Genomic DNA, 24,033 nt, shown 5'->3' with positions numbered 1-24,033 from the left:
ATCCCGTCTGGAGTTTTTGTGACCGAGCTGTTCCTGGACAAGTTCCGCGCCCTGGTTCCTGCCTACTTTGACGACCAGTGGGAAGAGGAGGACGGCCTGTCGCCGGCCGAGATCGATGAACTCATGGAGGGGAAGGACTTCGAGCTCCCCCTGGTGCTGCGCGAGTTCTACCTCGCGGTCGGCGCCACCGAGGACATCATGGAGGCGTTCCACTTCTTCTGGGACCCGGACGAGCTGGAAATCGAGGACGGGTTCCTGCTGTTCCTGGAGGACGAGGACGAGCAGTACACCTGGGGCATGCGCGCCGACCAGCTCTCCGTGCCCGACCCCATCGTCTGGCGCCGCAACAACGCCCGCGGCGAGTGGCAGAGCGAAGAGGGAACCTTCAGCGAATACGTCCTCGACCTGTTCGAGTGGGTGTTTGAAGACACCGACGAGGACTGAGATGTCCGAATTCGTCAACCACGCACCCGCCGGCTACCAGTGCCCCTTCTGCGACCTGGCCCGCGGCAATTTCGACAACCCCCGCAACCTCTGCCGGCCCGGTGACCTCATCTACGCCGACGACCTTGCCCTCGCCTTCATTGCCTCGCACGGGTTTGAACCGAACCCCGGGCACGTGCTGATCACACCGCGGGCACACTTCGAACTGCTCTACGAACTGCCCGACGACGTGGCGGCACGGATCATGCTCCTCACCCGCGACCTCGCCGTGGCGATCAAACGGGCGTGGCAGCCCGACGGCGTCTCGACCCGGCAGCACAACGAGCCCGCGGGCAGCCAGCACGTATGGCACTACCACCAGCACGTCCTGCCGCGCTGGCACAATGACGGGTTCTATTTCACGCCGAAACGCCCCATCGTCGACCCGGAGGTCCGCGCCCGGAAGGCGGCGGAACTGCGCGCCTTCCTGTAGCCGACCCCTTGCGGTGCGGCGCCGGACGGTGCTATTTAAAAAGTGTTCCCGGGCGGGTCCCGGGAACGGCAAAGACATAAGCGGCCATTGTTCAATTGAAAGCTGATTTTGCAGGGGTCCCCATGTTGACGCATCCGGTTGAGTCCCGCGAGGAAGACACGGTGACCGGGTTCCTCGAACTGATGTGCCTCGATGACGATCTGCTGGAGGCGGAATTCCAGGAGCTCGTCGACCGGATCGATCCGCCCCCGCGGACGCGCGGTGTCGCGGCGCCGGCCCGCCGCCGGCACCCGGACGCCGGTCCCCGCCGGGGCACCGTCCGCTCCCTCAGACTGCGGCGCAACGCCAGCCGGACCCCGCCTCCGGCCCGGGAGCGCTCTCCCCCGGCTCCACTGCACCTGCGGGTGCTGTCCCCAACCCGGACCGCCCAGCTGCCGCCCGCTCCACGCTTGACAGCCGGTCCGGCCGTGCCGCCCAATTAATAAGGCAGCTTACTAAGGTGGCGAGAGCGGCCCGTCCGGACCGGCACCCGGTGTGCGACGCGCCGGCGCCTGGACCGACCGGAGGAGTTTGATGAGCCGAGCCCGAACCGCGCGCCGCAGCCGTTTGGGCGGGCTGCGGCGCCTGGCGCCACTGGCACTGGTTCCTGCGCTCCTGACCGGCTGCACCGCCTTCGAGGGGAACGACGACGGCCCTTCCGCGGGCGTGGACGCCACCGAGCCAGGACAGGCCCCCGCAACAGGCAACGGGAACGACGGCGCCGGCCCGGGCTCCCCGGCCGGAGCAGACGACGACGCCATGGCCATTCCGGAAATCGTCGACGCCGTCCAGCCCTCGGTCGTCACGATCTTCACCGAGGGCGGACTGGGCAGCGGCGTGATCTATACCGAGGACGGCCTCATCATCACCAACGAGCACGTGGTGCGCAACAACACCGAGGTGGAGGTGGCCTTCGCCGACGGCCAGCGGGTCGCCGGCACCGTGACCGCGGCGGACCGCGTCTCCGACCTGGCGCTCGTGCAGGCCGACCGGGAGGACCTGCCCGCGGCACGGTTCCAGGAGCGGCTGCCGGAGATCGGGGAACTGGCGGTGGTCATCGGCTCCCCGCTCGGCTTCGAGAACACCGTGACGTCGGGCATCATCTCGGGCCTTCACCGGCAGATCCCCGGCTCTGCCTCGCGCAGCCAGTCCCTGGTGGACCTGATCCAGACGGACGCCGCCATCAGTCCCGGCAACTCCGGCGGGGCGGTGGTCAACGGCCAGGGCGAAATCATTGGAATCAGCGAGGCGTACATCCCGCCGCAGGCCGGCGCCGTTTCGCTGGGTTTCGCCATTCCCGCCCCCACGGCAACCGCCATCGCCGAGGAGTTGCTGGAGGACGGCACCGCCGACCACGCCTACCTCGGCCTGACCCCGGGCACCATCACGCCCCAGATCGCCCGTGAGCTGGGCGTCGAGGACACCGCCGGTGCCGTTGTGATTTCGGTGGCACGCGGCGGGCCCGCGGATGAGGCTGAAATCCGCCCGGGGGATATCCTCACCTCCCTCGACGGCGAGGAGCTCGCCTCACCCGAGGACCTGCTGGCCGCGCTGCGCCGGCTCGATCCCGGGGACACCGTCAGCGTCGGGTTTCGACGGGGCACCGGGGAACAGGAAGCGGAGATCGAACTGGCCGAACGGGCCGCCGAGGGCTTCTAGCCGCACCTCCCGGCAGTTCCAGCAGTGCTCGTCCGCGCCGGGAAGCCCCGGCCTACACGTCCCGGCTGACGACCGCCTGCGCGAAGCTCGCCAGGGCGTGCTTGACCACGCTCTCCGGCAGCGGATCGAGGGCGGCGACGGCGTCGTCGGCCCAGCGCTGGGCGAAGGCCCACGCCTCCTGGGTCTGCGGGTGCGCCCGCACGGCAGCCACGGCCTCCTCGAGCGCCTCGTCGGAAGTGAGGTCGCCGTCGACGAGGGTCAGCACGTCCGCGGCGGAGGCGTCTCCGGCGGCGGCCGCCCGGCGCAGCAGGATCACGGGCAGGGTCGGCACCCCCTCGCGCAGGTCTGTGCCGGGGGACTTCCCGGACTTCACCTTCAGCCCGGTGACGTCGATGACGTCGTCGGCGAGCTGGAAAGCCACTCCGACCTTCTCGCCGTACTCCACCATGACGTCGATGACTTCCTGGGAGGCGTTGGCGAAGAGCGCGCCGAGCTGGCCCGAAGCGGCCACGAGCGAGCCGGTCTTGTCGGCGATGACCGACAGGTAATGCTCGAGCTGGTCCTGGTTCTCACGCGGCCCGACGGTTTCGTGGAGCTGCCCGAGGCACAGCCGCTCGAAGGTGCGGGCCTGGATGCCCAGCGCCTCTCCCCCGAGCTCGGAGACCAGGATGGAGGCGCGGGCGAAGATCAGGTCGCCGGTGAGGATGGCCACAGTGTTTCCCCATACCTCGTGCGCCGTGGGGGCGCCCCGGCGGTACGGCGCGGAGTCCATCACGTCGTCGTGGTAGAGGGTGGCCAGGTGCGTCAGCTCGACGACGACGGCCGCCTGGACCACCTCGGGCCGGCCGGGATCGCCCAGGTGCGAGGCCAGGAGGGTCAGCAGCGGGCGGATGCGCTTCCCGCCGGCCTCCACCAGGTGCCGGGAGGTGGCATCGGCGAGCCGATCGGCGCTGGCGATGGCGCCGCGGAGCTGTTTCTCCACTTCGGTCAGGCAAGAGGAGACGGCCGGGCCGAGGGCCGGGTCTTCGGCGATGAGGGCGAAGCCGGGCGGCAGCTTGAAGGAGGAAAAGCCGTCGTCCGGGTTCTCAGCGGTGTCGAGCGCGCCGTTGTCCACGCTGGTCATGCCGGAGTCGAAGGAGGAAGTCACTGTATAAGCCTAACGAAGTCAGGTGGCGGATGACGCACGGGTAACGCGGGGGGCCGGCGGCTGGTTGGCGGTGGGCGGCACCAGCGATTCGAGCAGGTGGATGACGCGGTCTTCGAAGCTCCGCCCCCCGGCATCGGTGAGGTTGGCGAGCATGCGCACCACGAAGCGCATGAGCACCGGGACCGGCATCCCGGTGCGCAGGGCCAGCTTCAGGATCGCCGGTTTGCCGATCAGCTGCGCGAAGACCCGGCCCAGGGTGAAGTGGCTGCCCCACTGGGACCGGATGTGGGGGGCGTAGCCGGTCAGGACCTGGTCCCGCCCGGCCAGTGAGGTGACCCCCTGGGCGGAGGCGATGAACTCGGCAGCGAACCGGGCCGATTCCATGGCGTAGGAGATGCCCTCGCCGTTGAAGGGGGAAACCATCCCGCCGGCGTCGCCGAGCAGCAGCAGGCCGGGGCTGTAGTGGGGGGTGCGGTTGAAGCCCATCGGGAGGGCGGCGCCGCGGATCTCCCCGACCTGGTTCTCCGGGGTGAAGCCCCACTCGGCGGGCATGCCGGCCGTCCAGTCCTTCAGCACCTGCTTGTAGTCGAGCTTCCCGAACTCGGCCGAGGAGTTGAGGATGCCCAGTCCGACGTTCGAGGTGCCGTCCCCGACCCCGAAGATCCACCCGTAGCCGGGCAGCGGCCTGCCGGTGGCATCGGGCAGTTCGAGCCAGCCCTCCATCCAGTCGTCGTCGTGCCGGGGGCTGGTGAAGTAGGTGCGCACCGCGACGCCGAGGGGCCGGTCGTCACGCTTGGCCATGCCGAGGCTGACGGCGGTCCGGGTCGAGTTCCCGTCGGCGGCCAGGACGACGTCGGCGGAGAAGGTGCGTGATTCGCCCGTCTTCCGGCCCGCGTCGTCGAGCAGGTTCGCGACGACGCCGGTGACCCGGCCCGAGTCGTCGCGGATTGCGGAGGAGACCGAATGTCCTTCAAGGATCGTGGCACCGGCGGCGCGGGCGTGGCGGGCGAGGGCTTCGTCGAAGCCGAGGCGCGTGCGCACCAGCCCGTAGCCGGGGAAGTCGCTCAGTTCCGGCCAGGGCACCTCGACGGTCCGGCCGCCGGCGAGCAGCCGCAGGCCCTTATTGCGCCGCCAGCCGTCCTGCTCATCGTGCGGCAGGCCGAGGAGCTGCATTTCGCGGACGGCGCGCGGCGTCAGTCCGTCACCGCAGACCTTCTCCCGCGGGAAGTACGTCTTCTCGAGGACGGTGACTTCGATGCCCGCCTGGGCGAGGTAGTAGGCGGCCGTGGATCCCGCGGGGCCCGCCCCGATGATGAGGACCGACACTAGTTGACTGCCCGGGTGCTGCGGCGGCGGAGCCGGGCGCGGGCGGCCGGCTCCACGGCGGGCCGGGAGGCTCCACCGGGTTTCACCGCGCGGTGGACGGCGACAATGCCGCCGTTGAGGTTGCGGTAGGCGACCTCGCCCCAGCCGCTGTCGGTGATCCAGGCGGCGAGCTCATCCTGGTTCGGCCAGGCCCGGATGGATTCGGCCAGGTAGACGTAGGCATCGGGGTTGGAGCTGACCTTCTCGGCGATCGCCGGCAGGGCGCGCATCAGGTATTCGGTGTAGAGGTTGCGCCACAGCGCCACCGTGGGCTGGGAGAACTCGGCGATGACGAGCCGGCCACCGGGCTTCGTCACCCGCAGCATCTCCTCAAGGGCCTTGCGCGGCTCGTTGACGTTGCGCAGCCCGAAGGAGATGGTGCTGGCGTCGAAGGAGTTATCGGCGAACGGCAGGTTCGTCGCATCCCCGGCGACGAAGTCGATGTCGGGGCGGCGGCGCTTGCCCACCGTGAGCATGCCGAGGGAGAAATCACACGCGACGACGTCGATGCCGTTGTCGGCGTAGGGCTCGCTGGAGGTTCCGGTCCCGGCGGCGAGGTCAAGGACCCGCTGCCCCGGTTCGGCGCCCACCGCCTGCACGACGATGCGGCGCCAGCGGTGGGTCTGCCCGAGGGAGAGCACATCGTTGACGACGTCGTACCGGGGGGCGACGCCGTCGAACATGGCTGCTACTTCATCAGGGCGCTTTTCCAGTGATGCACGGTTCACCCGCCCATTGTCTCAAACAAAACCGGCCCGCCCGACCGCGCCGGTCCCGGACGGGCTTCGGACCGGAAGGGGCACTCCCGCGCCGGAGTAGGCTTGGATCATCATGAGCAATCCCTTTCCCGCCGCGCTTGCCCCTGCACACGGGCGCTCGGGCGGCCTGAGAAGCATCACCATCTCCCGGGGACGGATCGAACCCGAGACCGGTCTTCTCGACTATGTTGTGCGCAATGACGTCCATACCTGGATCCGGCGCGGCGGCGGCCTCGTCGCCTTCGGCGAGGTGGCGCGGTTCACCGCTTCCGGCCCGGGCCGCTTCGCCGACGCCCAGCAGTGGTGGCGCGGGGAGTTGGACGCGGCCGAGGTGGTCAATCCCCTCTCCGGCCCGGGCACCGGCCTGGTGGCGTTCGGCTCCTTCGCGTTCTCCAAGACATCCCGTCACCCCTCGCGGCTGATCGTGCCGGAGATCGTCATCGGCTGCCGCGACGGGCAGAGCTGGTTGACCTATATCACCAAGGACGCGGACGCCGAGCTGAGCGCGGAGGCCGCTGAGGCGGTCCTGGCCGTCTACCTCGAGGAGGTGGATCCCACCCGGACGCCACACCCCGAGGACCGGCTCGCACCGGGGGTCCTCACCGAAGGGCAGTATCTTGAGGCGGTGGCCGGCGGGGTCGAGCGGATCCAGGCCGGGGAGCTGAGCAAGCTCGTCCTGGCCCGCGATGTGGTGGCCGAACTCGGATCACCCGTCGCCACCGCGCAGGTCCTGCGCGAGCTGGCGGTGCGCTACGAGGACTGCTGGACCTACTCGGTCGACGGGCTGATCGGCTCAACCCCGGAGATGCTGATCAAGGTCGAGGACTCGACGGCCCAGGCCCGCGTCCTCGCCGGCACCCTCGACCGTGCGGGAGCCCCGGCGGACGATCCCGGGTATGCCGAGCGGGTGCTCGCCGGCTCGGCCAAGCAGCTGCACGAGCATTCGATCGCCATCGATTCCCTGACCCGCCAGCTGGAGCCGTTCACCAGCTCGATGACCTCCCACAGCGAGCCGTTCGTGCTGCAGCTGCCCAATGTCTGGCACCTCGCCTCGGATGTCTCCGCCCGGCTCTCCCGGGACGGGGACGGTGCCGTCCCAACGTCGCTCGCCCTGGTCGAGGCGCTCCACCCCACCGCGGCGGTCTGCGGCACTCCGACGACGGTGGCGGGGGCGCTGATCCGTGAGCTTGAACACCTTGAGCGCGGTCCGTACGCCGGGCCGGTGGGTTGGATCGACGCCGAAGGCAACGGTGAGTGGGGCATCGCCCTGCGCGGTGCGGTGATCGAAAGCGCCACCCGGGTCCGGTTGTATGCGGGCTGCGGGATCGTCGAAGGCTCGCAACCACAGGCGGAACTGGCCGAAACGTGGAGCAAATTCCGGCCGATGATCGAGGCGCTGGGCCTTTCCCGCTAGGCCGTGGGCACCGCCGATGGAAAATGCTTGGTTACCAATACGCATCTCCTGTAGCCTGTGACGCACATCTCTTGTGCAGTTAGAATCAACACGACCTTTCCTACCCGTCCAAACGTAGAGGTATCCGATGTTCTCAACGAAAACCGCAATGCTGGCCGCACTGGCCGCCGGAACGCTGGCACTGAGCGCCTGCGGCGGCGGCGGTGGCTCCGAAGGATCCACCGACTCGGGCGAGGCGGGCGGCCTCAACCTGGTGAACGAAGGGGCCCTGACCGTCTGCTCCGATATCCCCTACCCGCCCTTCGAGTTCGAGGAAAACGGGGAGTACACGGGCTTCGACATGGACCTGATGAGGGAGATCGCCACGGGCCTCGACCTCGAGCTCGAGGTGCAGGACGTCGGCTTCGACGGCCTCCAGAGCGGCGCCGTCATCGCCGCCGGCCAGTGCGACGTCGGAGCCAGCGCCATGACCATCACGCCCGAGCGTGAGGAGAACCTCACCTTCTCCGAGCCCTACTACGACTCCCTGCAGTCGCTGCTGGTCCCGACCGACTCCGATGTGAAGACCATCGAGGATCTCGCAGGCAAGTCGGTCGGCGTCCAGCAGGGCACCACCGGCGAGACCTACACCCGAGAGAACGTGCCCGCGGACACCAAGGTCGTCGCGTTCCCGTCCGATGCCGAGATGTACGCAGCCATCCAGGCCGGCAATGTCGACGCGCTGCTCCAGGACCTGCCGGTGAACCTCGGGCACACCGAGGACGGCAAGTTCACCATCGCCGATGAGTACAAGACGGACGAGCAGTACGGCTTCGCCTTCGCCAAGGAGGGCAGCGAGGAACTGGTCTCCGCGGTGAACGAACAGCTGTCCACCATGCGTGAGAACGGCAAGTACCAGGAAATCTACGACACCTACTTCGCGGAGTAGAAATACACTGCCGGTGCCCCGGTGGCCGAGCGCCGCCGGGGCACCAGCGCGCCACCTCCTGAAGGAAGGTATCCCCCAGCGTGAAACCCTCTACGCGCCGGCGCCTGTTCCAGGGCGTCCTCTACGCGATTTTGATCGTCGCCCTCCTCATCGTCGCGCTCGTCGCTGACTGGGACGCGATCCGCACCAACTTCTTCAACCTGGAGGTCGCCGCGGCGACCTTCCCCGAGATTGTCGTCATCGCGGCCAAGAACACGGTCATCTACACCGTGATCGCGTTCATCGGCGGACTGATCCTCGGGCTGCTCCTTGCCCTGATGAAGCTCTCACCGGTCCTGCCCTACCGCTGGTTGGCCACCGGCTACATCGAACTCTTCCGCGGGCTGCCCGCGCTGCTGGTCATCTTCGGCTTCGCGTACGCCGTCCCCATCGCCTTCTCCTGGCGTCCGCCGGGAGGCAGCGTGGGAGCGGGCCTGATCGGCCTGATCGTCGTCTCGGCCGCCTACATCGCCGAGACCATCCGTGCCGGCATCGAAGCGGTGCCCAAGGGTCAGGTCGAGGCGGCCCGGTCGCTGGGCATGAACCCGAGCTGGACCATGGTCTCGGTGGTGCTCCCCCAGGCGTTCCGCATCATCACCCCGCCGCTGACGAACGAACTCGTTATCCTGATTAAGGACACTTCGCTGCTGTTTATCGCAGGCCTGGCCCTGGGCGAACGGGAGCTGACGGTGTTCGCGCGGGATTCGCTGACGAGCCTGGCCAACGCCACCCCGCTGGTGGTTGCTTCCCTGCTGTACCTGGTGATCACGCTGCCGCTGACCCAGCTGGTGGCGAAGCTTGAACGACACAACAAGAGAGGCCGGTGATTGCCATGACCAGTGTGTCAAAGGGCTCCTCGGCAGTAAGCACCACCGAACCCGCGATCGAAGTCCGGGCGCTGTGCAAGAGCTTTGGCGACAACGAGGTCCTCAAGGGCATCGACTTCCACGTCGACCAGGGCGAGGTGGTGTGCGTCATCGGGCCCTCCGGCTCCGGGAAGTCCACGCTGCTGCGCTGCGTCAACCGGCTCGAGGAACCCACGACGGGAACGGTGATGGTCGAAGGCGTCGACATCACCGACCCGGAGACCGACCTGGACAAGATGCGCACCCGCATCGGCATGGTGTTCCAGCAGTTCAACCTATTTCCGCACCTGAGCGTGCTCGGCAACCTCACGCTCGCCCAGCAGCGCGCCAAGAAGCGCGGCAAGGCGGAGGCGGAGGAGGTGGCCCGCCGCAACCTGGCCAAGGTCGGCCTCGCGGAGAAGGCGGACGCCTTCCCTGCGCAGCTCTCCGGCGGCCAGCAGCAGCGCGTCGCCATTGCGCGTGCGCTGTCGATGGACCCCGACATGATGCTCTTCGACGAGCCCACCAGCGCCCTGGACCCCGAACTGGTCGGCGACGTCCTCGAGGTCATGAAGCAGCTGGCCCGGGAGGGCATGACCATGATGGTCGTCACCCACGAGATGGGCTTCGCCCGCGAAGTCGGCGACCGCGTGGTGTTCATGGACGGCGGCGTCGTGGTCGAGCAGGGCAAGCCGGAGGACGTCCTCGGCAACCCCCAGCACGAGCGCACCCGGAGCTTCCTCTCCAAGGTGCTCTAGCGCGTCCCGCGCCTCAGGGCGCGATCACCGCCGCCACGGCGTCCCGGATCCTTGCGTGCAGCGCGCGCAGCGGCCGGCGGTCCGCCTGCACCTCGATGATGGAGCGGCCCCTCAGGGGCCGCTCCATCGCCGTCTCCAGGCCCTGCAGCGTGGTGACCCGTTCGAAGGCCACTCCGTAGGCCGCGGCCAGCGCCGCCAGGTCGACGTGCTGCGGCGTCCCGAAGAGCCGTTCCACCGCGGCGCCGTAGCGTGCGGTGGTGCCGGGCTCCCCGTGCTCGAGCAGCCCGAAGATCCCGCCGCCGTGATCGTTAAGGACCACGATCTGCAGGTCCGGTTCGGCCTCACCGGCCCCGGTGAGCAGCCCGCCCGCGTCGTGGAGGAAGGTCAGGTCGCCCAGCAGCAGGCGCGTGGGCACCCCGGCGGCCAGGGCGATGCCCGTGGCGGTCGAGATGGTGCCGTCGATGCCGGCCAGCCCGCGGTTGGCGAAGACCTCAAGGGGGTGCCAGCCGGGCGAGGCGGTGAGGTCCACGTCGCGGATGGGGTTCGACGAGCCCAGCACCAGGAACCCGTCGGTGTGCTCCCACACGGCCTCGGCCACGGCCGGGCCCGTCAGACCCTCCTCCCCCGAAAGCAGGGTGTCGATGGCCGCGTCGGCGGCCGCTGCGGCCGAGCGCCAGGCCTCAAGCCACCCGGGCGCCGCCGGGCCGGCGAAGTCGAGCAGTTCGGGGAGGTTGTCAATGACGCGCTCGGGCCGCCGGCCGAGCTCGAACCAGGCCGCCGGCCCCGGAAGGTACAGCGCCCGGTCGATGTCGGTGCGGGCCAGCAGCGCGGCCACCGGCCGGGAGAGGGTCGGCCGTCCGAAGACCACCACCTTGGTGATGCCGGCGCCGAGGTGGCCAAGCAGCAGGCGGTAGGGCGCGATGGCGCTGGCGCCGAAGCGGGCATTGGAGGACGGTTCGGCCAGCAGCGGCAGCCCGAGATGCGCTGCGAAGACCGCCGCCAGTTCACCGGCCCCGTGGCCGGCCACGACGACCGGGCCGCCGGACACGGGGGCGGAGCGCGCGCCGGGCACGGCCGCCGCGGCGTCCGCGGCAGCGCCGGCGTCGTCCCGCTCCTCCACGGGCTCCGCTGGCGCCGGCACGGCGTCCTGCGGAGGCACCGGCAGTGCGCCGGCCGGGTCGTCGTCCTCCTCCGCCGGCACCAGCGGATCCCGGAAGGCGAGGTTGAGCTGGACCGGACCGGCCGGCGCCGTGCCGCCGCGGGCCTCGCGCACCGCCCGGGCCACCGAGGGTGCGGGGTCCTCACCCGCGGGGACGTCGAGGGCGCACCGGGTGTGGCTGCCGAACAGGCCCGGTTGGCGCGTGGTCTGGTTGGCGCCGGTGCCGCGCAGTTCCTCCGGGCGGTCCGCGGACAGCACCACCAGCGGCACCGCGGCGTGGTTGGCCTCCATGACGGCCGGCAGCAGTTCCCCAACGGCCGTTCCCGAGGTGGTCAGCACGGCCGCCGGGCGCTTCCCGCCCAGGGCCAGGCCCAGCGCGGTGAAACCGGCGGACCGCTCGTCGATGCGCACGTGGAGCTTCAGCCGCCCGGCGGCCTCCGCCTCGGCGAGTGCGTAGGCCAGCGGTGCGCTGCGGGATCCGGGGGCAACGACGACGTCGTGCACTCCCCCGGCGGTCAGTTCGGCGACCGCGCGCCGCGCCGCGTCGATGGAGGTGAGGGAATCGCTCATGCCCCAATCCTTCCACGCCCCGTCCGGGCGCCTGCCCACGGGCGGACTCCCCGGGCAGCGGCGAACCGGCGGCCGGAGGGCCTACTCCCCGGTGCTTCCGTCAACCGATTCGCGCAGCAGGTCCGCGTGGCCGTTGTGCCGCGCATATTCCTCGATCATGTGCACGAGGATCCAGCGCAGGCTCGGCGCCTCACCGTTGGGCCAGGGGCGCCGGGCCACCTGCCCGAGCTCACCGCCGCCGAGGGCCTCGGTGGTCAGTGAGCGGGAGCGCTGCACCGCCGCTTCCCACAGGTTCCGGAGCTCCCCGGGTGTGTCCCGGGCGGCGGAATGCCATTCCCAGTCGGGGTCGGCTGTGGACTCCGCCGAGTTCCACGGAGGCTGCCTGTCCTGCGCGTGCAGCATGTACGTGAACCAGTGGTCCTCGACGAAGGCCATGTGCTTGAGCAGGCCTCCCAACGTCATGGAGGAGGCGCCGACGGTTGCGGACAGCCCGGCCGCGTCGAGCCCGCCCGTCTTCCAGGCGAGGGTGGAACGCTGGTAGTCGAGGTAGCCCAGGAGGGTGTCGGTTTCGCCGCCCGCGAGGGGAGGTTCAACCCGGCCGTGGTCATCTACGGTGGTCATGCGCGGGAACTCTACGCGCCGGCGTCGCCGGGGGCAACGCCGGCCACACCCGGACGCTGCCCCGCTTGGGAGTGCCGCGCCGGCGCGGACCCCACCGGCGGAGGCGGACTCCCAGCAGGGTTTCAGGTGACGTTCATTTTTCCCTGACACGCTGGCGGTCGTGCTTTCGCCGAGCATCGATTGGAAGGGGTCGGGTTGCTTACCAGGACGAATTCGAAGGAAGGGCCGGAGGCCTGGTCGTCGGTGGCCGGTGCCGCGGCCGCCCGGGTCCGCTGGCAGGAGCTGAGCACCGGAGACACCGTCCTCGTCGAACTCCCCAACGGCTCTTCGGTGCCCGGGGTCGTTGAGGCACTGGTGGAGGACCGCAGCGTGCTGTGGGTGGAGCTGGACGGGGGCAAGGGACGCCGCCTGTTCCACTGGGAAGACGGCGTGGCCATCCGGCCGCGCAGCTAGCCGGCTGTTGACGCAGCAGGAGCCGGGAGATCCTCCCGGCTCCTGTCCTGTGTCCGGCGGGTCAGCGCACCTGGAGGGTGAGCATTCCGTTCGGGTTGGATTGAATCACTTCGATCCGGGTTCCGGTGCCGGCCACTACGACGGAGCCCTGCGGGTTCGAGGGGTCGTAGTAGGCGTTGGGATTCGTGTCATCGAAGACGGGCACGCCCCGCTGTGACGGCGCGGTGAGCGTCGTTCTACCTGTGGTCTGCTCGCGGTGGAGGCTGAGCGGATCGGTGGCCTGGGCCCCGAAGGTGGCGTCGTAGCTCTGGATGCGGTTGCGCACCACCGTGCCGTCCGACCAGGTCAGCGGCTTCGGGTGGGCATCGACGGGCAGGGCGAGGCCTGCGCCGGGGTGCTGGCGCGTGTTGTTGTTGCGCTGCGCGGTGTTCCAGTAGGTGATGCTCAGGCCGTCCTGGTAGGCGTAGTGCTCCACGGTGTCGGGTGCGCTGAGGTTCCAGCCGAAGTTGTACGGGCCGGAGGCGAGCGTCCCGTCGTAACCGAGGTACTGGCGGTTCTCGGCGATGTAGAAGCGGCTCTTGCCCGCCGCATCCTTGGGCAGGTTCACGACGACGGCCTGCGGGGCCTTCGTCGCATGGAAGGACGGCCCGATGGTGTGGGTCGAGGCCCGGCCGGCGGTGGCCACCTCGTAGTCGAGCCAGCCGAGCTGGATCTTCTCCCACGCACCCATGTGGTTCGGGGTGGTGCCGATGGAGCCCTTGCCGTGGCCCAGCCAGGAGCCCGAACTCATGAGCGTCCAGAAGCCGGTGCCGTTCTCGCCGCCGCTGGTGTCGTAGAGGTCGGGCAGGCCGAGGTCGTGGCCGTATTCGTGGGCGAAGACCCCGAGGCCGCCGTTTTCGGGCTCGGTGGTGTAGTCGCGGATCCAGACATTGGAGTTGCCGATCTTGATGCCGCCGTAGGGGTTGGCCGCGGGGCCGGAGACACCCCGGCCCGCCTGGCCGACCGCCCAGCGGTGGGACCAGATGGCCGAGGAGGGCGCACCGGCCTCCTCGCCCTCGCCGGCGTGGATGGCCTGGAAGTGGTCGATGTAGCCGTCGGCTTCGTTGAAGTCGCCGTCCTTGTCGTAGTCGTAGCGGTCCCACTGGTCGAAGGTGGCGAGGTACGCGTCGATCTCGGCGGGGGTCTTCCCTGCCGCGAGCTGCGAGTCGTACCAGGCGTTGGCGGTGTCCTGGACGAAGCGGGTCATGTCGGCCTGGCTCTCGGTTTCGCCGTAGCTGGCCGAGTTGAAGGGAACCGTTACCCAGTCGCTGACGTCGCCGTCGACCGTGTAGCGGCCGCTGGACATCTCCTCATAGACGCCCTTGAGGGATTCGCCGTCCCCGCTGAAGAACATGTCAAGGTAGTGCGCCCGGTCGAAGCTCGGCGACCAGTAGGTGGAGTTGTCCACCGTGCGGTTCGGCTCCTTGATGGTGTTGCGCTTCGGCCCGGGCGCGGAGGCCGGGTAGCGGGGGTCGACCTGGTCGCCGAAATCGACCAGGAAGGAGAGGATCTGGTCGCTGCCGGTGAGCCCGTATTCGGCCCACTGACCGGGTGCGACCCGGACGGCCTTGGAACCGTTGCGGTCCTCGACTTTGGCGTCGCCGGAGATGACCTTCTCCACCGCCTTCTGGTTGAGGTCGCGGCGGGCCTCGGCCACCGGGTCGGAGCGGTCATCGGACCTGGCTGCAGCACCGTCGGCGCCGGGCGAGGAGGTGAAAGAGGTGGAGGAAGGTGAGACCGGGTCGGTGCCGGGTACGGCGTGCGCGCTCACGGGGGCGAGGACGACGACGCCGGTGACGGCGAGCGCCATCGCGCGCCGCATCCCCCGGGTACGGGTGGTGGAATTCAAGGGTTCTCCTTAGTGAAATATCCCAGCTGGGCGGAGTTCCGTGATGGAAGCCGCCGTGGCGAACCTGTTGCCTAAGCACACGTTCTGGGAGGACGGTAACACCGCAATCCAACGGTTTCCCGTCTTGTTTTCACCCCGAACCGCTTTTCGTACGCCCCCTAGCCGAAACGCGGCCGGGTTTGTATAGTGCCCGGCGGCGACCAGTCGTAGGGGCCGCCCGGGTGGTGCTGATCCACCTCGTCCCGGACGGCCGCCGGGGGCGGCCGTCCGGGCGCGGGGCATCCCGCAGACTTCAGCGGCGTGCTTCGAAGACGCGGTTGAAGGGCGTCTGCGCCACCCGTCGGAAGGACGTGAACCCGTTGCGGTGGAACAGGCGTGCCCACGTTTCGTCCGGGACCTGATTGCCGAGGGCCGTCGTGCCGCCGGCCAGGGCCGAAGGGGTGCAGAGCATCGCCGAACTGGGGTAGAACAGCCTCGCGGCGAACATGCCGGCCGCGTCGTCGGGACCCTCGGCCGTCATGGGCTCAACGACCATCACGGACCCGTCCTCGGCCACCTGCCGGGCCGCGTTCGCGATCACCTGCTCAGGATCTCCCATGTCGTGGAGGGAGTCGAAGAAGGTGATCAGGTCATACGGCCCTCCCGCGTACTCGGCTCCGGAGGCGTTCTCCATCCGGATCCGGTCCGCCACTCCCTCTGCCGCCGCTTTCTTGGCCGCGGCTCCCAACGAGCCCTGATGCAGGTCAACCGCGACGAAGCGCGAAGCGGGGAACTCCGCGGCCATGAGCGTCACCGCCGTCGCCTGGCCGGCCCCGATGTCGGCAACACGGGCTCCGGCTGCCAGCTTGGACTCGATCCCCGAGAGGGCCGGAAGCCACTGGGTGAGGAGGCAGGCCCGGTAAATGGGGCCGAAGGAGCGGTCGAAGCCGTCGAACAGCCCCGGGTTCTGATCTCCCCAGGACAGTGCTCCGTCGGAGCGGAACGCGGCGTCGATGCGTTGCTGCCCCTGGACCGCGGCTGCAAGAACCTCGGTGAGACCGCCGAGGTAGGCTGGCGATCCTTCGACGGCCAGGACCATCCCCTGCTCCGCCGAGAGGCGGTACCTGCCATCGGAATCCACGCTGATGTATCCGGCCAGTGCCTGGCCCACCAGCCATTCCTGAAGCAGGCGTTCGTTGGTGCCGGTCCGCCCGGCCAGTTCGCCTGCACTCGCGGGGCCGGCGGACAGGGCCTGGTAGAGGCCCTGCCGCACACCCAGGTGGACCGAGACGATTCCCCATGCGCCTACGAGTTCTGTGGCCAGCTGTGCGGTCAGGGCGTTCAGTTGGGATTCATTGATATTCATGGAAACTCCTTTGTTGAGGTGGTGGAACCACGGTCGCAGGAGCCGCTTGCAGGCCACGCACAATCCGCTGTCAGACCGGCATCATGCGCCGGCCCGGCCTTTCACTGCCGGGTGGCGCCTGGACGTCCGGCCGCGTCGCGTGCCTGGGGCAGTGCGGTGCCGAGCGCGTAGACGATCGCCTCGGAGCGGGTCAGCGCCGAGCCCATGGCCACACAACGGGCGGTGTCCGCCGGACCGAGGCAGCGGGCCAGGCGCCTCCACCGCTCCTCGGCACGGTCCGCCTCCGGGCCTCCGACAACCGACGCCTCAGGCGCACTCCCGGCCGCGGACAGCAGGACGACGGCCGGCCGGGGTTGATCGAGGTCCGCGAGCAGCTCGGCCAGCAGGCGCAGCGTGGTCCATTGCTGCACCCACATTCCCGCGCGGTGCCAGTGCTCAATGACGGCCGGGAAGGCCTCGACGGCCCGGCCGTAGTCCCGCCCCCGCATCGCCCCGGAGAGAAGGGAGACCATGGCCACGCCCTCCACGTAGCCCGCCTTGACGGTCCGGGCGACGGCCACCGCCTCCTCCAGGGCGGTGGCCGCCCGGTCGGGGTCGTCGACCAGGGCCACCTCCCCGTCGACGAAGGAAGCGAACGAGCGGCCGGCGGGGCAGCCCACAGCTGCCGCCAGCCGTCTGCAGGGGGTCACGGCGTTGCGCGCGCCCCCGACGTCGCCGCGGTACAGCCGGGCCAGGGCGATGTCCGCCAGCAGGATGACCCTCCACAGCGGGGAGACGGACGGGGCATCGTAGGCTCCGCGGGCGAGTCTCTCCGCCTCAGCGTAGGAGCCCCTGAAAATGGCCACGATGTTGGCCGACGCCGCCCACAACCACGCACGCTGCGAAACCTGCGGGAACGCCTCGAGGGTCTGCCGCGCTGCGGCCAGCAGCCGCTCCGCTTCATCCAGATCACCCTGCAGGCAGGCGGCCTGCGCGGCCGCACTCTGGACGGCCGCCGACAGGGGATGCCCTGTCAGGGCGGGATGGACCGCCAGCGCCCGCGCCCATGGCCACAGTTCGGACTGCTCGTGGATCTGAGCGTAGTTCGCCAGGGCGAGCGTGATCCTCGCGGCCGCCGTGAGGTCGGACCGGCTCATACACCCATGCCATGCAGTGCGGATATTGGGCAGCTCGGCTTCAAGGATTCCGACCCACCGCGCCTCATCGGGTCCCTCCAGGGCAGCCTCGGCTTCCTCCACGAGCTCCATGGCCCAGGCGGTGTGCAGGAGCACCGCGCTGCGGCCCGACCGGTCCGCCGCGAGCCGTTCCTCGGCGTAGGCGCGGAGGGTCTCGAGCAATGAGTACCGGAGGTGTCCGTTCCCGTCCTGGCGGACCGAGACCAGGGATGCGTCGACCAGGCGGGTGAGGGCCTGAACCGTCGAGCTTCCGGTGAGGCTCCCGCCGGCGACCCGTTCGGCGGCCTCCAGGGTGAAGCCACCGTCGAACACCGACAAGTCGGCGAACATATTTCTTTCCGGAACTGTGAGCAGATCGTAGGACCGGTCGATGACGGTCCGCAGCGACGCCTGCCGCGGCAGGGACAGCAGATCCAGCCGGTCGTCGAGCCGTTCCCGCAGGCCCATCACGCCGAGAGTCCGTACCTGAGCGGCGGCTAGCTCGATCGCCAGGGGAAGTCCGTCGAGGCGGCGGCACAACTCGTCCACGGCCGGCAGGGTCCGCTCGTCAAGGGCGAAGCCGTCCTGAACCCGCCGCGCGCTTTGCTCGAAGAGCCGTGTCGCCGCCGATCGCTGCCCCTGGGCCGGCGCCTCGGTGGAATCATGTGCACCGCTGGAGGTGGCGAGCGGCCCGAGCGGAACCACCTGTTCGGCCCGGAGTCCAAGCCGCTCCCGGCTGGTGGCCAGAACCGTCAGCGCCGGGCCGGCACTGATCACCAGCTCGACGAGGTCCGCGACCTCATCGAGCAGGTGCTCGCAGTTATCGAGCACCAGGACCAGCCGCTGGGTCCTCAGGTAATCGACGAGGACCTCACCGAGCGGCTCCCCCGGGCCGGGACGAACGCCAAGCATGCCGGCGAGGGCCGGGGCAATGCTGTCCCCGCGGCGCAGGGACGACAGCTCAAGCACCACCACCGGATCCGCTTCGGGTTCGTGCGCCAGAGCCGAAACGACTTCAATGGCCAGCCGCGTCTTTCCCACCCCTCCCGTGCCGGTCACCGTCACCAGCGGTGACACGGCCATGGCGTCCTGCACCCGCTGCACGTCGGCCTCCCGGCCGAGCAGGGGGATCGGAGGGGGCAGCCAGGCCGGCGGAGGCGGCGGCGCATTGGCGGTTGACCTACCGCGCCGCGGTTCCAAAGCAGGGTGCTGCGCAAGGATGTGGGATTCCAGCGCGCCGAGCTCCACGGAAGGATCGAGCCCGGCTTCCTCAGCCAGGCGCGCCCGATATCCGCGGAGTGTTTCCAACGCTTCGGTGGGTTTCCCGCTGCGGTACAACGCCAGGGCCAGCAGCCGGTGCGGCCGCTCACTCAAAACCTCCTGCGCCGCCATCCGCTGCAGGTCCGGCAGCACCTCGCCGTACAGTCCCGCCGCGAGACGGGCTTCGGCCAGATCCTCGGTGATCCTCCGGTGCAGCGCATCAAGATGAAGCTGTTCCGCGGCCAGCGCGGAATCCGGCCATCCGGGCAGACCGGCGAACTCCTGAAGCGGCCGGCCGCGCCAACAACCCAGTGCGCCCAGGAGCAACGAAACAGCGGAGACCGGGTGGGAATCCAGCGATTGTCCTGCGGCAGCGACGAAGGAAGTCACCTCATCCACATCGACCCCGGCGCCGGTCACCGCCAGGCGGTAACCCCCCGGGGTGCGCAGCACCGGGCATTCCAGGCCCGGCGCCGCCTGTACCCACGATGCACGCAGTCTCGAGATGTGGCTTTGGAGGCCGTTGCGTGCATCCCGCGGCGGATTGTTTCCCCAGACCGCGTCGATGATCGCGTCCTCGCCCACCGTCGCCCCCCGGGCGACGAGCAGGAGTGCCAGGACGGCCCGGCGGCGGAGGCCTCCGAGGGGAAGCAGCTGCCCCTGAACGGTCACCGTCAGCGGTCCGAGCATCCGGTACGCCACGCGGCCATCATTGTTTGGGCGTTCCCTCGGCTCGCTGGTCCCGAAATCGTGGTCCATGATCTTCCCGACGCCCGCTCTGTGGAGATTCAATCGTCGAACCGCGTCCGGAGGGCGTCAAGAGGGCGAAACGCCAAGCAATACCCCTAGGTTCCCGAAGGCGGCATTCCGCTTGCGGCCGCTGGTCTTCAGTACTGTTGACAAGATGAGTTTCTCCACAGGGAACGGCAATGCGCGCCCGGTGGACTCCTCACCCAGCCGAAAGGGATTTCCATGCACGAAGTTCAAGCCGTCGTCGTCCGGGCCAAGAACGCGCCCGCCACTGTCGAGACCATCCTGGTTCCCGACCCGGGGCCGGGCGAGGCGCTCGTCGACGTCCTGACCTGCGGGGTCTGCCAGACCGACCACCACTATCAGGTCGGCGCGGTCGGGGACGACTTCCCCTACCTGCTCGGGCACGAGGCCACCGGCGTCGTCTCCGCCGTCGGCGAGGGCGTCACGGAGGTGGCCCCCGGCGATCGGGTGATCCTGAACTGGCGTGCCGTGTGCGGCCAGTGCCGTGCGTGCAGCAAGGGCCAGCCCTGGTACTGCTTCAACACCCACAACGCCACCCAGAAGATGACCCTGCTCGATGGCACCGAGCTCTCACCCGCCCTCGGCATCGGTGCGTTCGCGGAGAAGACCCTCGTCGCCGCGGGGCAGTGCACCAAGATTGAAGGCGATCTCGAGGACCACCAGTACGCGGCGGTGGGCCTGCTCGGCTGCGGCGTGATGGCCGGCATCGGTGCGGTGCTCAACACCGGCGCCGTGCAGCGCGGGGAGTCGGTCGCCGTCATCGGCTGCGGCGGGGTCGGCACCGCCGCCGTCGCCGGGGCGCAGCTGGCCGGCGCCACCACGATCATCGCCGTGGACATCGATGACGACAAGCTCGCCACCGCCCGCTCCTTCGGCGCCACGCACACCGTCAACTCCAAGGATCAGGACCCGGTCGAGGCGATCCGGGCGCTCACCGGCGGCTTCGGCGCCGACGTCGTGATCGACGCCGTCGGCATTGCCGCCACCTTCCGGCAGGCCTTCGAGGCGCGGGACCTCGCCGGGCGCCTGGTCCTCGTGGGCGTTCCCGATCCCGGGACCACCTGGGAGATCCCGCTCGACCAGGTCTTCGGGCGCGGCGGAGCGATCAAGTCGGCCTGGTACGGGGACACCCTCCCGTCCCGGGACCTGCCCATGCTCGTCGACCAGTACCGGCTGGGCCGGCTGGACCTCGACGGCTTCGTGTCGGAGCGGATCGGGATTGACGACGTCGAGCCCGCGCTCGAAAAGATGAAGGCCGGCAAGGTGCTGCGCTCCGTCGTGGAGATCAACACCGTTCCCGCCGGGGCCGGCCGATGAGCGCCGGTTCAGCACCCGCGCGCACCGATGCGGCCGGCCGGGTGCGCGTCGAGCACCTCGTCACCTCCGGCACCTTCTCCCTGGACGGTGGCACGTGGCAGGTGGACAACAACGTCTGGCTCGTCGGCACCGACGACGAGTGCGTAATCATCGACCCGGCCCACGATGCACAGGCGGTCGTGAATGCCGTGGGCGGGCGCACTGTGACGGCGGTCCTGCTGACCCACGGCCACGACGACCACATCCGGGCCGTCCGGGAGGTCGCCATCCAGGTCGGCGCCCCGGTGCACCTGCACCCGGCCGACATGATGCTGTGGGAACAGGTCCACCCCGACGCTCCGTTCGACGCACCGATCGCCGACGGCAGCGTCTTCAGCGTGGGAGCGGTGGAATTGACCGCACTCCACACTCCGGGCCACTCCCCCGGGTCCGTCTGCTTCAGCGCTCCCGGCCTCGGCGCGGACGGCGTCCTCTTTTCCGGAGACACCCTCTTCTCCGGCGGGCCGGGCGCCACCGGGCGCTCGTACAGCGACTTCGGCACGATTATCGACTCGATCCGGACCCGGTTGCTCACCCTTCCGGAGGGCACCGAGGTGCTCACCGGCCACGGGGACTCAACGACCATCGCGGTGGAGGCCCCGCACCTGCAGGAGTGGATCGACCGGGGCCACTGACGCGCCTCCCGGCGCACGGGCCCGGACCGGGCCCGTGCGCCTTCACAATTCCTTCAACAAAGCTCCAGCCCTTCTCCGGACCGGGTGCCCTGCCTATCGTGAAGTGATCGGACTGTGACCGAATCACATCCGAGATGGGGTGCCGGCGGAGGCAACCCATCGGCGCGCCCATTGACCTTCACGATCAGATGGGACACGAGATGCAAAATACGGATTCGGTCTTCAACTTCGGCCTCCCTTGGGAAGACGCCGTCGGTTACTGCCAGGGGCTGCGGGTCGGAACGAATCTGAGAATATCCGGGCAGCTGTCCCACGATCCGGAGGGCAATTTCCTCCACGTCGGTGATTTCGGGGCGCAGGTCCGGGTGACGTTTGAAAATATTGACCGCGTGCTGGCGCACTTTCATGCCAGGCGTGACCAGATCATTGAAACGAACGTCTTCATGCGGGACTTCCGCGAGAACTTCGCCACCTTCGGACCGATCCATAAGGAGTATTTCGGGAACCACCGGCCCGCCAGCAATGCCTGGGGGGTGACCGCACTGGCCCTTCCCGACCAGCTTGTGGAGATCGCCGCCCACGTGGACCTCACGAAGTAGAGCTGAAGGATCCGGTGGCGAGCCGGTTGCCGATCGGATCGATCGGTCCCCGCGGCGCCCCCAACACTTTCGACAATCAGATCGGACAGCAAAAATGGGCAACACGGATAGGATTTTCAGCTTTGGACTCCCCCTGGAAGAGGCGGTCGGATACTCCCAGGGACGACGGGTGGGGACGACCCTGAGGATCTCCGGGCAGTATTCACACGATATGCAAGGGAACTTCCTGCACCCCGGAGACTTCGAACGGCAGGTCCGCACCGCGTTCGAGAACATGGACCGCGTCCTCGCGCATTTCAATGCCAAGCGCAACCACATCATTGAAACGAACATCTTCGTGCGGGACCTCGAGGATCACATCTCCGAATTTCCAGCCCTCCACAAGGAGTATTTCGGGGATTACCGGCCCGCCAGCAACCTCTTCGGCGTCGTGCGGCTGGGGTTCCCGGACCAGTTGGTGGAGATCGCCGCGCACGCGGACCTCTCGGAGGAAGGCTAAGGAAGCCGGCCCCGGGTGGTGACGCCACGGGGCTTTGGCGGTTGCTGCCCGGGCGTGACTAAATGGAAGTGAGCGGCCCAGCAGGGCGCTCCCGGACGATGGGTGCCGTACCCGGTGTGCGACAAGACGGCCCGGAGGAGTCTGCCATGGCATGGATCGTGCTCGTGATTTCCGGCGTCCTGGAGGCGGTCTGGGCGACGGCGCTCGGCAAATCGGACGGTCTGAGCCGGATGGGCCCCACGATCGTCTTCATTGTCTCCATCCTTGCCAGCATGGCCGGCCTCGCCTACGCGATGCGCACGCTGCCCGTAGGGACTTCCTACGCCGTCTGGGTCGGCATCGGGGCGTCGCTGACGATCATCTACGCCATGGCCACCGGCACCGAGCCGGCGTCCCTGCTGAAGATCGTGTTCCTGTCGATGATCATCGGCGGCATCATCGGGCTCAAGCTCATCCATTGACCGATTGGCGGCACCGGCGCCCATCCCGCAGACTTCTGCCGTGACCACCATCGATGCCGGCCTCGTCCGCACCCTGATTGCCGACCAGTTCCCCCAGTGGCGGCACCTTCGGGTTGAGCCGGTGGAACGGCAGGGGTGGGACAACCGGACCTTCCGCCTCGGCGACGAATTGTCGGTGCGGCTGCCCAGTGCCGAGCGCTACGCCGCCGGCATCGCCAAGGAGGATCATGTCCTGCCGCGGATGGCGGACCGCCTTCCCACAGCCGTCCCCGAGGCAGTAGCGTCCGGCCGCCCGGGATCCGCCTACCCCTTTCCCTGGTCGGTGCGCCGCTGGCTGGAGGGAGAGACGGTCAGTGACAGTCCGGACGTCGATCGGGTTCACTTCGCCGCTGACCTCGGTCGGCTGCTGCGTGCGCTGCGGGCGGTGCCCACCGAAGGCGGACCGGCCGCCGGACGGCATTCCTTCTTCCGTGGTTGTCACCCGGGAGTGTATGAGGACCAGGTGGAGGCCGCCCTTGCCGTACTGGCCGGCGAGGTCGATACGTCGGCGTGCCGCCGGATCTGGAGAACGGCCGCCGGGTCGGAATGGGATCGGGAGCCGGTGTGGTTCCACGGCGACGTCGCCGAAGGCAACCTGCTGGTGTGGGATGGCCGGCTCTCCGCCGTCATCGACTTCGGCACCTGCGGCGTCGGCGACCCGGCGTGCGACCTGGTGATGGCCTGGACCTACTTCACCGGAGCGGAACGGCAGGCCTTCCGCGCCGCCGCGGGCCTGCCGGCCGAGGAGTGGCAGCGGGCGCGGGGCTGGGCCCTGTGGAAGGCCCTTGTGACAATGGCCGGGCTCTCCGGCCCCGACGACCGGCAGCGGGCGGTCCTGGCGGAAGTGCTCGCGGACCCGGTTGCCTGACAGCACCGGCTCGACGATTCGGCGCGCCGGTGGTTTTTCGAGGCCCCTAGCTGCCGGCCTGAGCCAACTCGGCCAGCAGCTTCTCGACGCGGGCCCGGATGTCGTCCCGGATGGCACGGACCTCCTCGATGGGCCTGCCCTTGGGGTCGGCCAACTCCCAGTCCTCATAGCGCTTCCCGGGGAAGACCGGGCACACATCCCCGCAGCCCATGGTGACCACGACGTCGGAGTCCTGGACCTGCCCGGTGGTCATGAGTTGGGGCACGGCCCGGGAGATGTCGATGCCCTCTTCGGCCATTGCCTGGACCGCCATGGGGTTGATCCGGTCCCCGGGCTCTGAACCGCCGGATCGGACCTCCACGGCGCCGCCCGAGAGTTCGCGCAGATAACCTGCGGCCATCTGGGAGCGGCCGGCGTTGTGGATGCAGACGAAGAGGACTGTGGGCTTCATGGACTTCCTTGCTGTCGGTTACCCGAAAGCATA

The 24,033-nt window shown here is 69.2% G+C and carries 24 protein-coding genes and 1 riboswitch; of the genes, 15 read left to right on the top strand and 9 right to left on the bottom strand.

The features are described from left to right. The first annotated feature begins 18 nt into the window (after positions 1-18). The 4 genes from ACX80W_RS01520 (at position 19) to ACX80W_RS01505 (ending at position 2,614) form a co-directional block, all read left to right on the top strand. Positions 19-444 carry a hypothetical protein gene (locus tag ACX80W_RS01520; RefSeq protein ID WP_459279782.1) on the top strand — a complete coding sequence of 142 codons (426 nt, stop codon included), beginning with the start codon at positions 19-21 and terminating at the stop codon, positions 442-444. A gap of 1 nt (position 445) precedes the next feature. Next, complete coding sequence (locus ACX80W_RS01515; protein ID WP_459279780.1) at positions 446-916, top strand: HIT family protein; 471 nt, start codon at positions 446-448, stop codon at positions 914-916. 122 nt (positions 917-1,038) lie between these two features. Further along, positions 1,039-1,398: a hypothetical protein gene (locus ACX80W_RS01510; RefSeq protein WP_459279778.1), complete on the top strand. Its 360-nt coding sequence runs from the start codon at positions 1,039-1,041 to the stop codon at positions 1,396-1,398. A 91-nt stretch (positions 1,399-1,489) separates the two neighbouring features. After that, positions 1,490-2,614 carry a S1C family serine protease gene (locus ACX80W_RS01505; protein ID WP_459279776.1) on the top strand — a complete coding sequence of 375 codons (1,125 nt, stop codon included), beginning with the start codon at positions 1,490-1,492 and terminating at the stop codon, positions 2,612-2,614. A gap of 52 nt (positions 2,615-2,666) precedes the next feature. On the opposite strand, the gene ACX80W_RS01500 is transcribed toward ACX80W_RS01505, so the two are convergent. The 3 genes from ACX80W_RS01500 to ACX80W_RS01490 are packed head-to-tail and all read right to left on the bottom strand — an operon-like array spanning position 2,667 to position 5,854. Then, complete coding sequence (locus tag ACX80W_RS01500) at positions 2,667-3,737, bottom strand: polyprenyl synthetase family protein (RefSeq protein ID WP_459280192.1); 1,071 nt, start codon at positions 3,735-3,737, stop codon at positions 2,667-2,669. 42 nt (positions 3,738-3,779) lie between these two features. After that, a complete protein-coding gene (locus ACX80W_RS01495; RefSeq protein WP_459279774.1) occupies positions 3,780-5,087 on the bottom strand; it encodes a geranylgeranyl reductase family protein in 1,308 nt (435 codons plus the stop codon). Then, positions 5,087-5,854 (bottom strand): demethylmenaquinone methyltransferase, encoded by a 768-nt coding sequence (locus ACX80W_RS01490; RefSeq protein WP_459279773.1) that lies wholly within the window; start codon positions 5,852-5,854, stop codon positions 5,087-5,089. Before ACX80W_RS01490 ends, ACX80W_RS01495 begins: the two co-directional genes overlap by 1 nt. A gap of 103 nt (positions 5,855-5,957) precedes the next feature. On the opposite strand from ACX80W_RS01490, the gene ACX80W_RS01485 reads away from it, so the two are divergent. The 4 genes from ACX80W_RS01485 to ACX80W_RS01470 all read left to right on the top strand — a co-directional run bounded on the left by ACX80W_RS01485 (position 5,958) and on the right by ACX80W_RS01470 (position 9,868). After that, positions 5,958-7,298, top strand: a complete 1,341-nt coding sequence (locus ACX80W_RS01485) for an isochorismate synthase (RefSeq protein WP_459279771.1) — start codon at positions 5,958-5,960, stop codon at positions 7,296-7,298. Positions 7,299-7,425: 127 nt separating this feature from the next. Next, a complete protein-coding gene (locus tag ACX80W_RS01480) occupies positions 7,426-8,226 on the top strand; it encodes a transporter substrate-binding domain-containing protein (protein WP_459279769.1) in 801 nt (266 codons plus the stop codon). A gap of 80 nt (positions 8,227-8,306) precedes the next feature. Beyond that, the gene (locus ACX80W_RS01475) at positions 8,307-9,092 is read left to right on the top strand and encodes an amino acid ABC transporter permease (protein WP_459279767.1); all 786 of its coding nucleotides are present in this window, start codon (positions 8,307-8,309) and stop codon (positions 9,090-9,092) included. A 5-nt stretch (positions 9,093-9,097) separates the two neighbouring features. After that, the gene (locus ACX80W_RS01470) at positions 9,098-9,868 is read left to right on the top strand and encodes an amino acid ABC transporter ATP-binding protein (RefSeq protein ID WP_459279765.1); all 771 of its coding nucleotides are present in this window, start codon (positions 9,098-9,100) and stop codon (positions 9,866-9,868) included. 13 nt (positions 9,869-9,881) lie between these two features. On the opposite strand, the gene menD is transcribed toward ACX80W_RS01470, so the two are convergent. Further along, positions 9,882-11,597 (bottom strand): 2-succinyl-5-enolpyruvyl-6-hydroxy-3-cyclohexene-1-carboxylic-acid synthase, encoded by a 1,716-nt coding sequence (gene menD / locus ACX80W_RS01465; RefSeq protein ID WP_459279763.1) that lies wholly within the window; start codon positions 11,595-11,597, stop codon positions 9,882-9,884. A gap of 81 nt (positions 11,598-11,678) precedes the next feature. After that, positions 11,679-12,218: a DinB family protein gene (locus ACX80W_RS01460; protein ID WP_459279762.1), complete on the bottom strand. Its 540-nt coding sequence runs from the start codon at positions 12,216-12,218 to the stop codon at positions 11,679-11,681. A 195-nt stretch (positions 12,219-12,413) separates the two neighbouring features. Between ACX80W_RS01460 and ACX80W_RS01455 the strand changes: the two genes are divergently transcribed. After that, positions 12,414-12,671, top strand: a complete 258-nt coding sequence (locus ACX80W_RS01455; protein WP_459279760.1) for a hypothetical protein — start codon at positions 12,414-12,416, stop codon at positions 12,669-12,671. A 61-nt stretch (positions 12,672-12,732) separates the two neighbouring features. Here the strand turns inward: ACX80W_RS01455 and ACX80W_RS01450 are convergent, their stop codons facing one another. The 3 genes from ACX80W_RS01450 to ACX80W_RS01440 form a co-directional block, all read right to left on the bottom strand. Then, a complete protein-coding gene (locus tag ACX80W_RS01450) occupies positions 12,733-14,532 on the bottom strand; it encodes an immune inhibitor A domain-containing protein (RefSeq protein ID WP_525929883.1) in 1,800 nt (599 codons plus the stop codon). A 319-nt stretch (positions 14,533-14,851) separates the two neighbouring features. Beyond that, a complete protein-coding gene (locus tag ACX80W_RS01445) occupies positions 14,852-15,904 on the bottom strand; it encodes a class I SAM-dependent methyltransferase (protein ID WP_459279756.1) in 1,053 nt (350 codons plus the stop codon). Between the two features lie 101 nt (positions 15,905-16,005). Continuing rightward, on the bottom strand, positions 16,006-19,020 hold the full coding sequence (locus ACX80W_RS01440; RefSeq protein ID WP_459279754.1) for an AfsR/SARP family transcriptional regulator: 3,015 nt from the start codon (positions 19,018-19,020) through the stop codon (positions 16,006-16,008). 270 nt (positions 19,021-19,290) lie between these two features. Here ACX80W_RS01440 and ACX80W_RS01435 point away from each other — a divergent pair, with 270 nt between their 5' ends. The 6 genes from ACX80W_RS01435 (at position 19,291) to ACX80W_RS01410 (ending at position 23,549) form a co-directional block, all read left to right on the top strand. Next, positions 19,291-20,409 (top strand): S-(hydroxymethyl)mycothiol dehydrogenase, encoded by a 1,119-nt coding sequence (locus ACX80W_RS01435; protein WP_459279752.1) that lies wholly within the window; start codon positions 19,291-19,293, stop codon positions 20,407-20,409. Further along, positions 20,406-21,083, top strand: coding sequence for an MBL fold metallo-hydrolase (locus ACX80W_RS01430; RefSeq protein ID WP_459279751.1), 678 nt, complete (start codon positions 20,406-20,408; stop codon positions 21,081-21,083). The genes ACX80W_RS01435 and ACX80W_RS01430 overlap by 4 nt, the downstream gene beginning before the upstream one ends. Positions 21,084-21,271: 188 nt before the next feature. Further along, positions 21,272-21,682, top strand: coding sequence for a Rid family hydrolase (locus tag ACX80W_RS01425; protein WP_459279749.1), 411 nt, complete (start codon positions 21,272-21,274; stop codon positions 21,680-21,682). 94 nt (positions 21,683-21,776) lie between these two features. Next, the gene (locus tag ACX80W_RS01420) at positions 21,777-22,181 is read left to right on the top strand and encodes a RidA family protein (protein ID WP_459279747.1); all 405 of its coding nucleotides are present in this window, start codon (positions 21,777-21,779) and stop codon (positions 22,179-22,181) included. A 67-nt stretch (positions 22,182-22,248) separates the two neighbouring features. Further along, positions 22,249-22,317, top strand: a riboswitch (guanidine-III (ykkC-III) riboswitch). A 10-nt stretch (positions 22,318-22,327) separates the two neighbouring features. Next, the gene (locus ACX80W_RS01415; protein WP_459279745.1) at positions 22,328-22,642 is read left to right on the top strand and encodes a DMT family transporter; all 315 of its coding nucleotides are present in this window, start codon (positions 22,328-22,330) and stop codon (positions 22,640-22,642) included. Positions 22,643-22,682: 40 nt separating this feature from the next. Next, on the top strand, positions 22,683-23,549 hold the full coding sequence (locus ACX80W_RS01410) for an aminoglycoside phosphotransferase family protein (RefSeq protein ID WP_459279743.1): 867 nt from the start codon (positions 22,683-22,685) through the stop codon (positions 23,547-23,549). A gap of 46 nt (positions 23,550-23,595) precedes the next feature. On the opposite strand, the gene ACX80W_RS01405 is transcribed toward ACX80W_RS01410, so the two are convergent. After that, the gene (locus ACX80W_RS01405) at positions 23,596-24,000 is read right to left on the bottom strand and encodes an arsenate reductase ArsC (RefSeq protein ID WP_459279741.1); all 405 of its coding nucleotides are present in this window, start codon (positions 23,998-24,000) and stop codon (positions 23,596-23,598) included. Positions 24,001-24,033 lie beyond the last annotated feature (33 nt).

Source organism: Arthrobacter melezitosi (assembly GCF_054511055.1).
This window is presented reverse-complemented; position numbering and strand designations above follow the sequence as displayed.

What these genes read in the sequence shown, in the direction of transcription:
- ACX80W_RS01515 (WP_459279780.1), top strand. Translation starts at nt 446, where the DNA reads ATGTCCGAATTCGTCAACCACGCACCCGCCGGCTACCAGTGCCCCTTC.
- ACX80W_RS01510 (WP_459279778.1), top strand. Translation starts at nt 1,039, where the DNA reads ATGTTGACGCATCCGGTTGAGTCCCGCGAGGAAGACACGGTGACCGGG.
- ACX80W_RS01505 (WP_459279776.1), top strand. Translation starts at nt 1,490, where the DNA reads ATGAGCCGAGCCCGAACCGCGCGCCGCAGCCGTTTGGGCGGGCTGCGG.
- ACX80W_RS01500 (WP_459280192.1), bottom strand. Translation starts at nt 3,737, where the DNA reads ATGACCAGCGTGGACAACGGCGCGCTCGACACCGCTGAGAACCCGGAC.
- ACX80W_RS01485 (WP_459279771.1), top strand. Translation starts at nt 5,958, where the DNA reads ATGAGCAATCCCTTTCCCGCCGCGCTTGCCCCTGCACACGGGCGCTCG.
- ACX80W_RS01480 (WP_459279769.1), top strand. Translation starts at nt 7,426, where the DNA reads ATGTTCTCAACGAAAACCGCAATGCTGGCCGCACTGGCCGCCGGAACG.
- ACX80W_RS01470 (WP_459279765.1), top strand. Translation starts at nt 9,098, where the DNA reads ATGACCAGTGTGTCAAAGGGCTCCTCGGCAGTAAGCACCACCGAACCC.
- menD (WP_459279763.1), bottom strand. Translation starts at nt 11,597, where the DNA reads ATGAGCGATTCCCTCACCTCCATCGACGCGGCGCGGCGCGCGGTCGCC.
- ACX80W_RS01460 (WP_459279762.1), bottom strand. Translation starts at nt 12,218, where the DNA reads ATGACCACCGTAGATGACCACGGCCGGGTTGAACCTCCCCTCGCGGGC.
- ACX80W_RS01450 (WP_525929883.1), bottom strand. Translation starts at nt 14,532, where the DNA reads ATGCGGCGCGCGATGGCGCTCGCCGTCACCGGCGTCGTCGTCCTCGCC.
- ACX80W_RS01445 (WP_459279756.1), bottom strand. Translation starts at nt 15,904, where the DNA reads ATGAATATCAATGAATCCCAACTGAACGCCCTGACCGCACAGCTGGCC.
- ACX80W_RS01435 (WP_459279752.1), top strand. Translation starts at nt 19,291, where the DNA reads ATGCACGAAGTTCAAGCCGTCGTCGTCCGGGCCAAGAACGCGCCCGCC.
- ACX80W_RS01430 (WP_459279751.1), top strand. Translation starts at nt 20,406, where the DNA reads ATGAGCGCCGGTTCAGCACCCGCGCGCACCGATGCGGCCGGCCGGGTG.
- ACX80W_RS01425 (WP_459279749.1), top strand. Translation starts at nt 21,272, where the DNA reads ATGGGACACGAGATGCAAAATACGGATTCGGTCTTCAACTTCGGCCTC.
- ACX80W_RS01420 (WP_459279747.1), top strand. Translation starts at nt 21,777, where the DNA reads ATGGGCAACACGGATAGGATTTTCAGCTTTGGACTCCCCCTGGAAGAG.
- ACX80W_RS01415 (WP_459279745.1), top strand. Translation starts at nt 22,328, where the DNA reads ATGGCATGGATCGTGCTCGTGATTTCCGGCGTCCTGGAGGCGGTCTGG.
- ACX80W_RS01405 (WP_459279741.1), bottom strand. Translation starts at nt 24,000, where the DNA reads ATGAAGCCCACAGTCCTCTTCGTCTGCATCCACAACGCCGGCCGCTCC.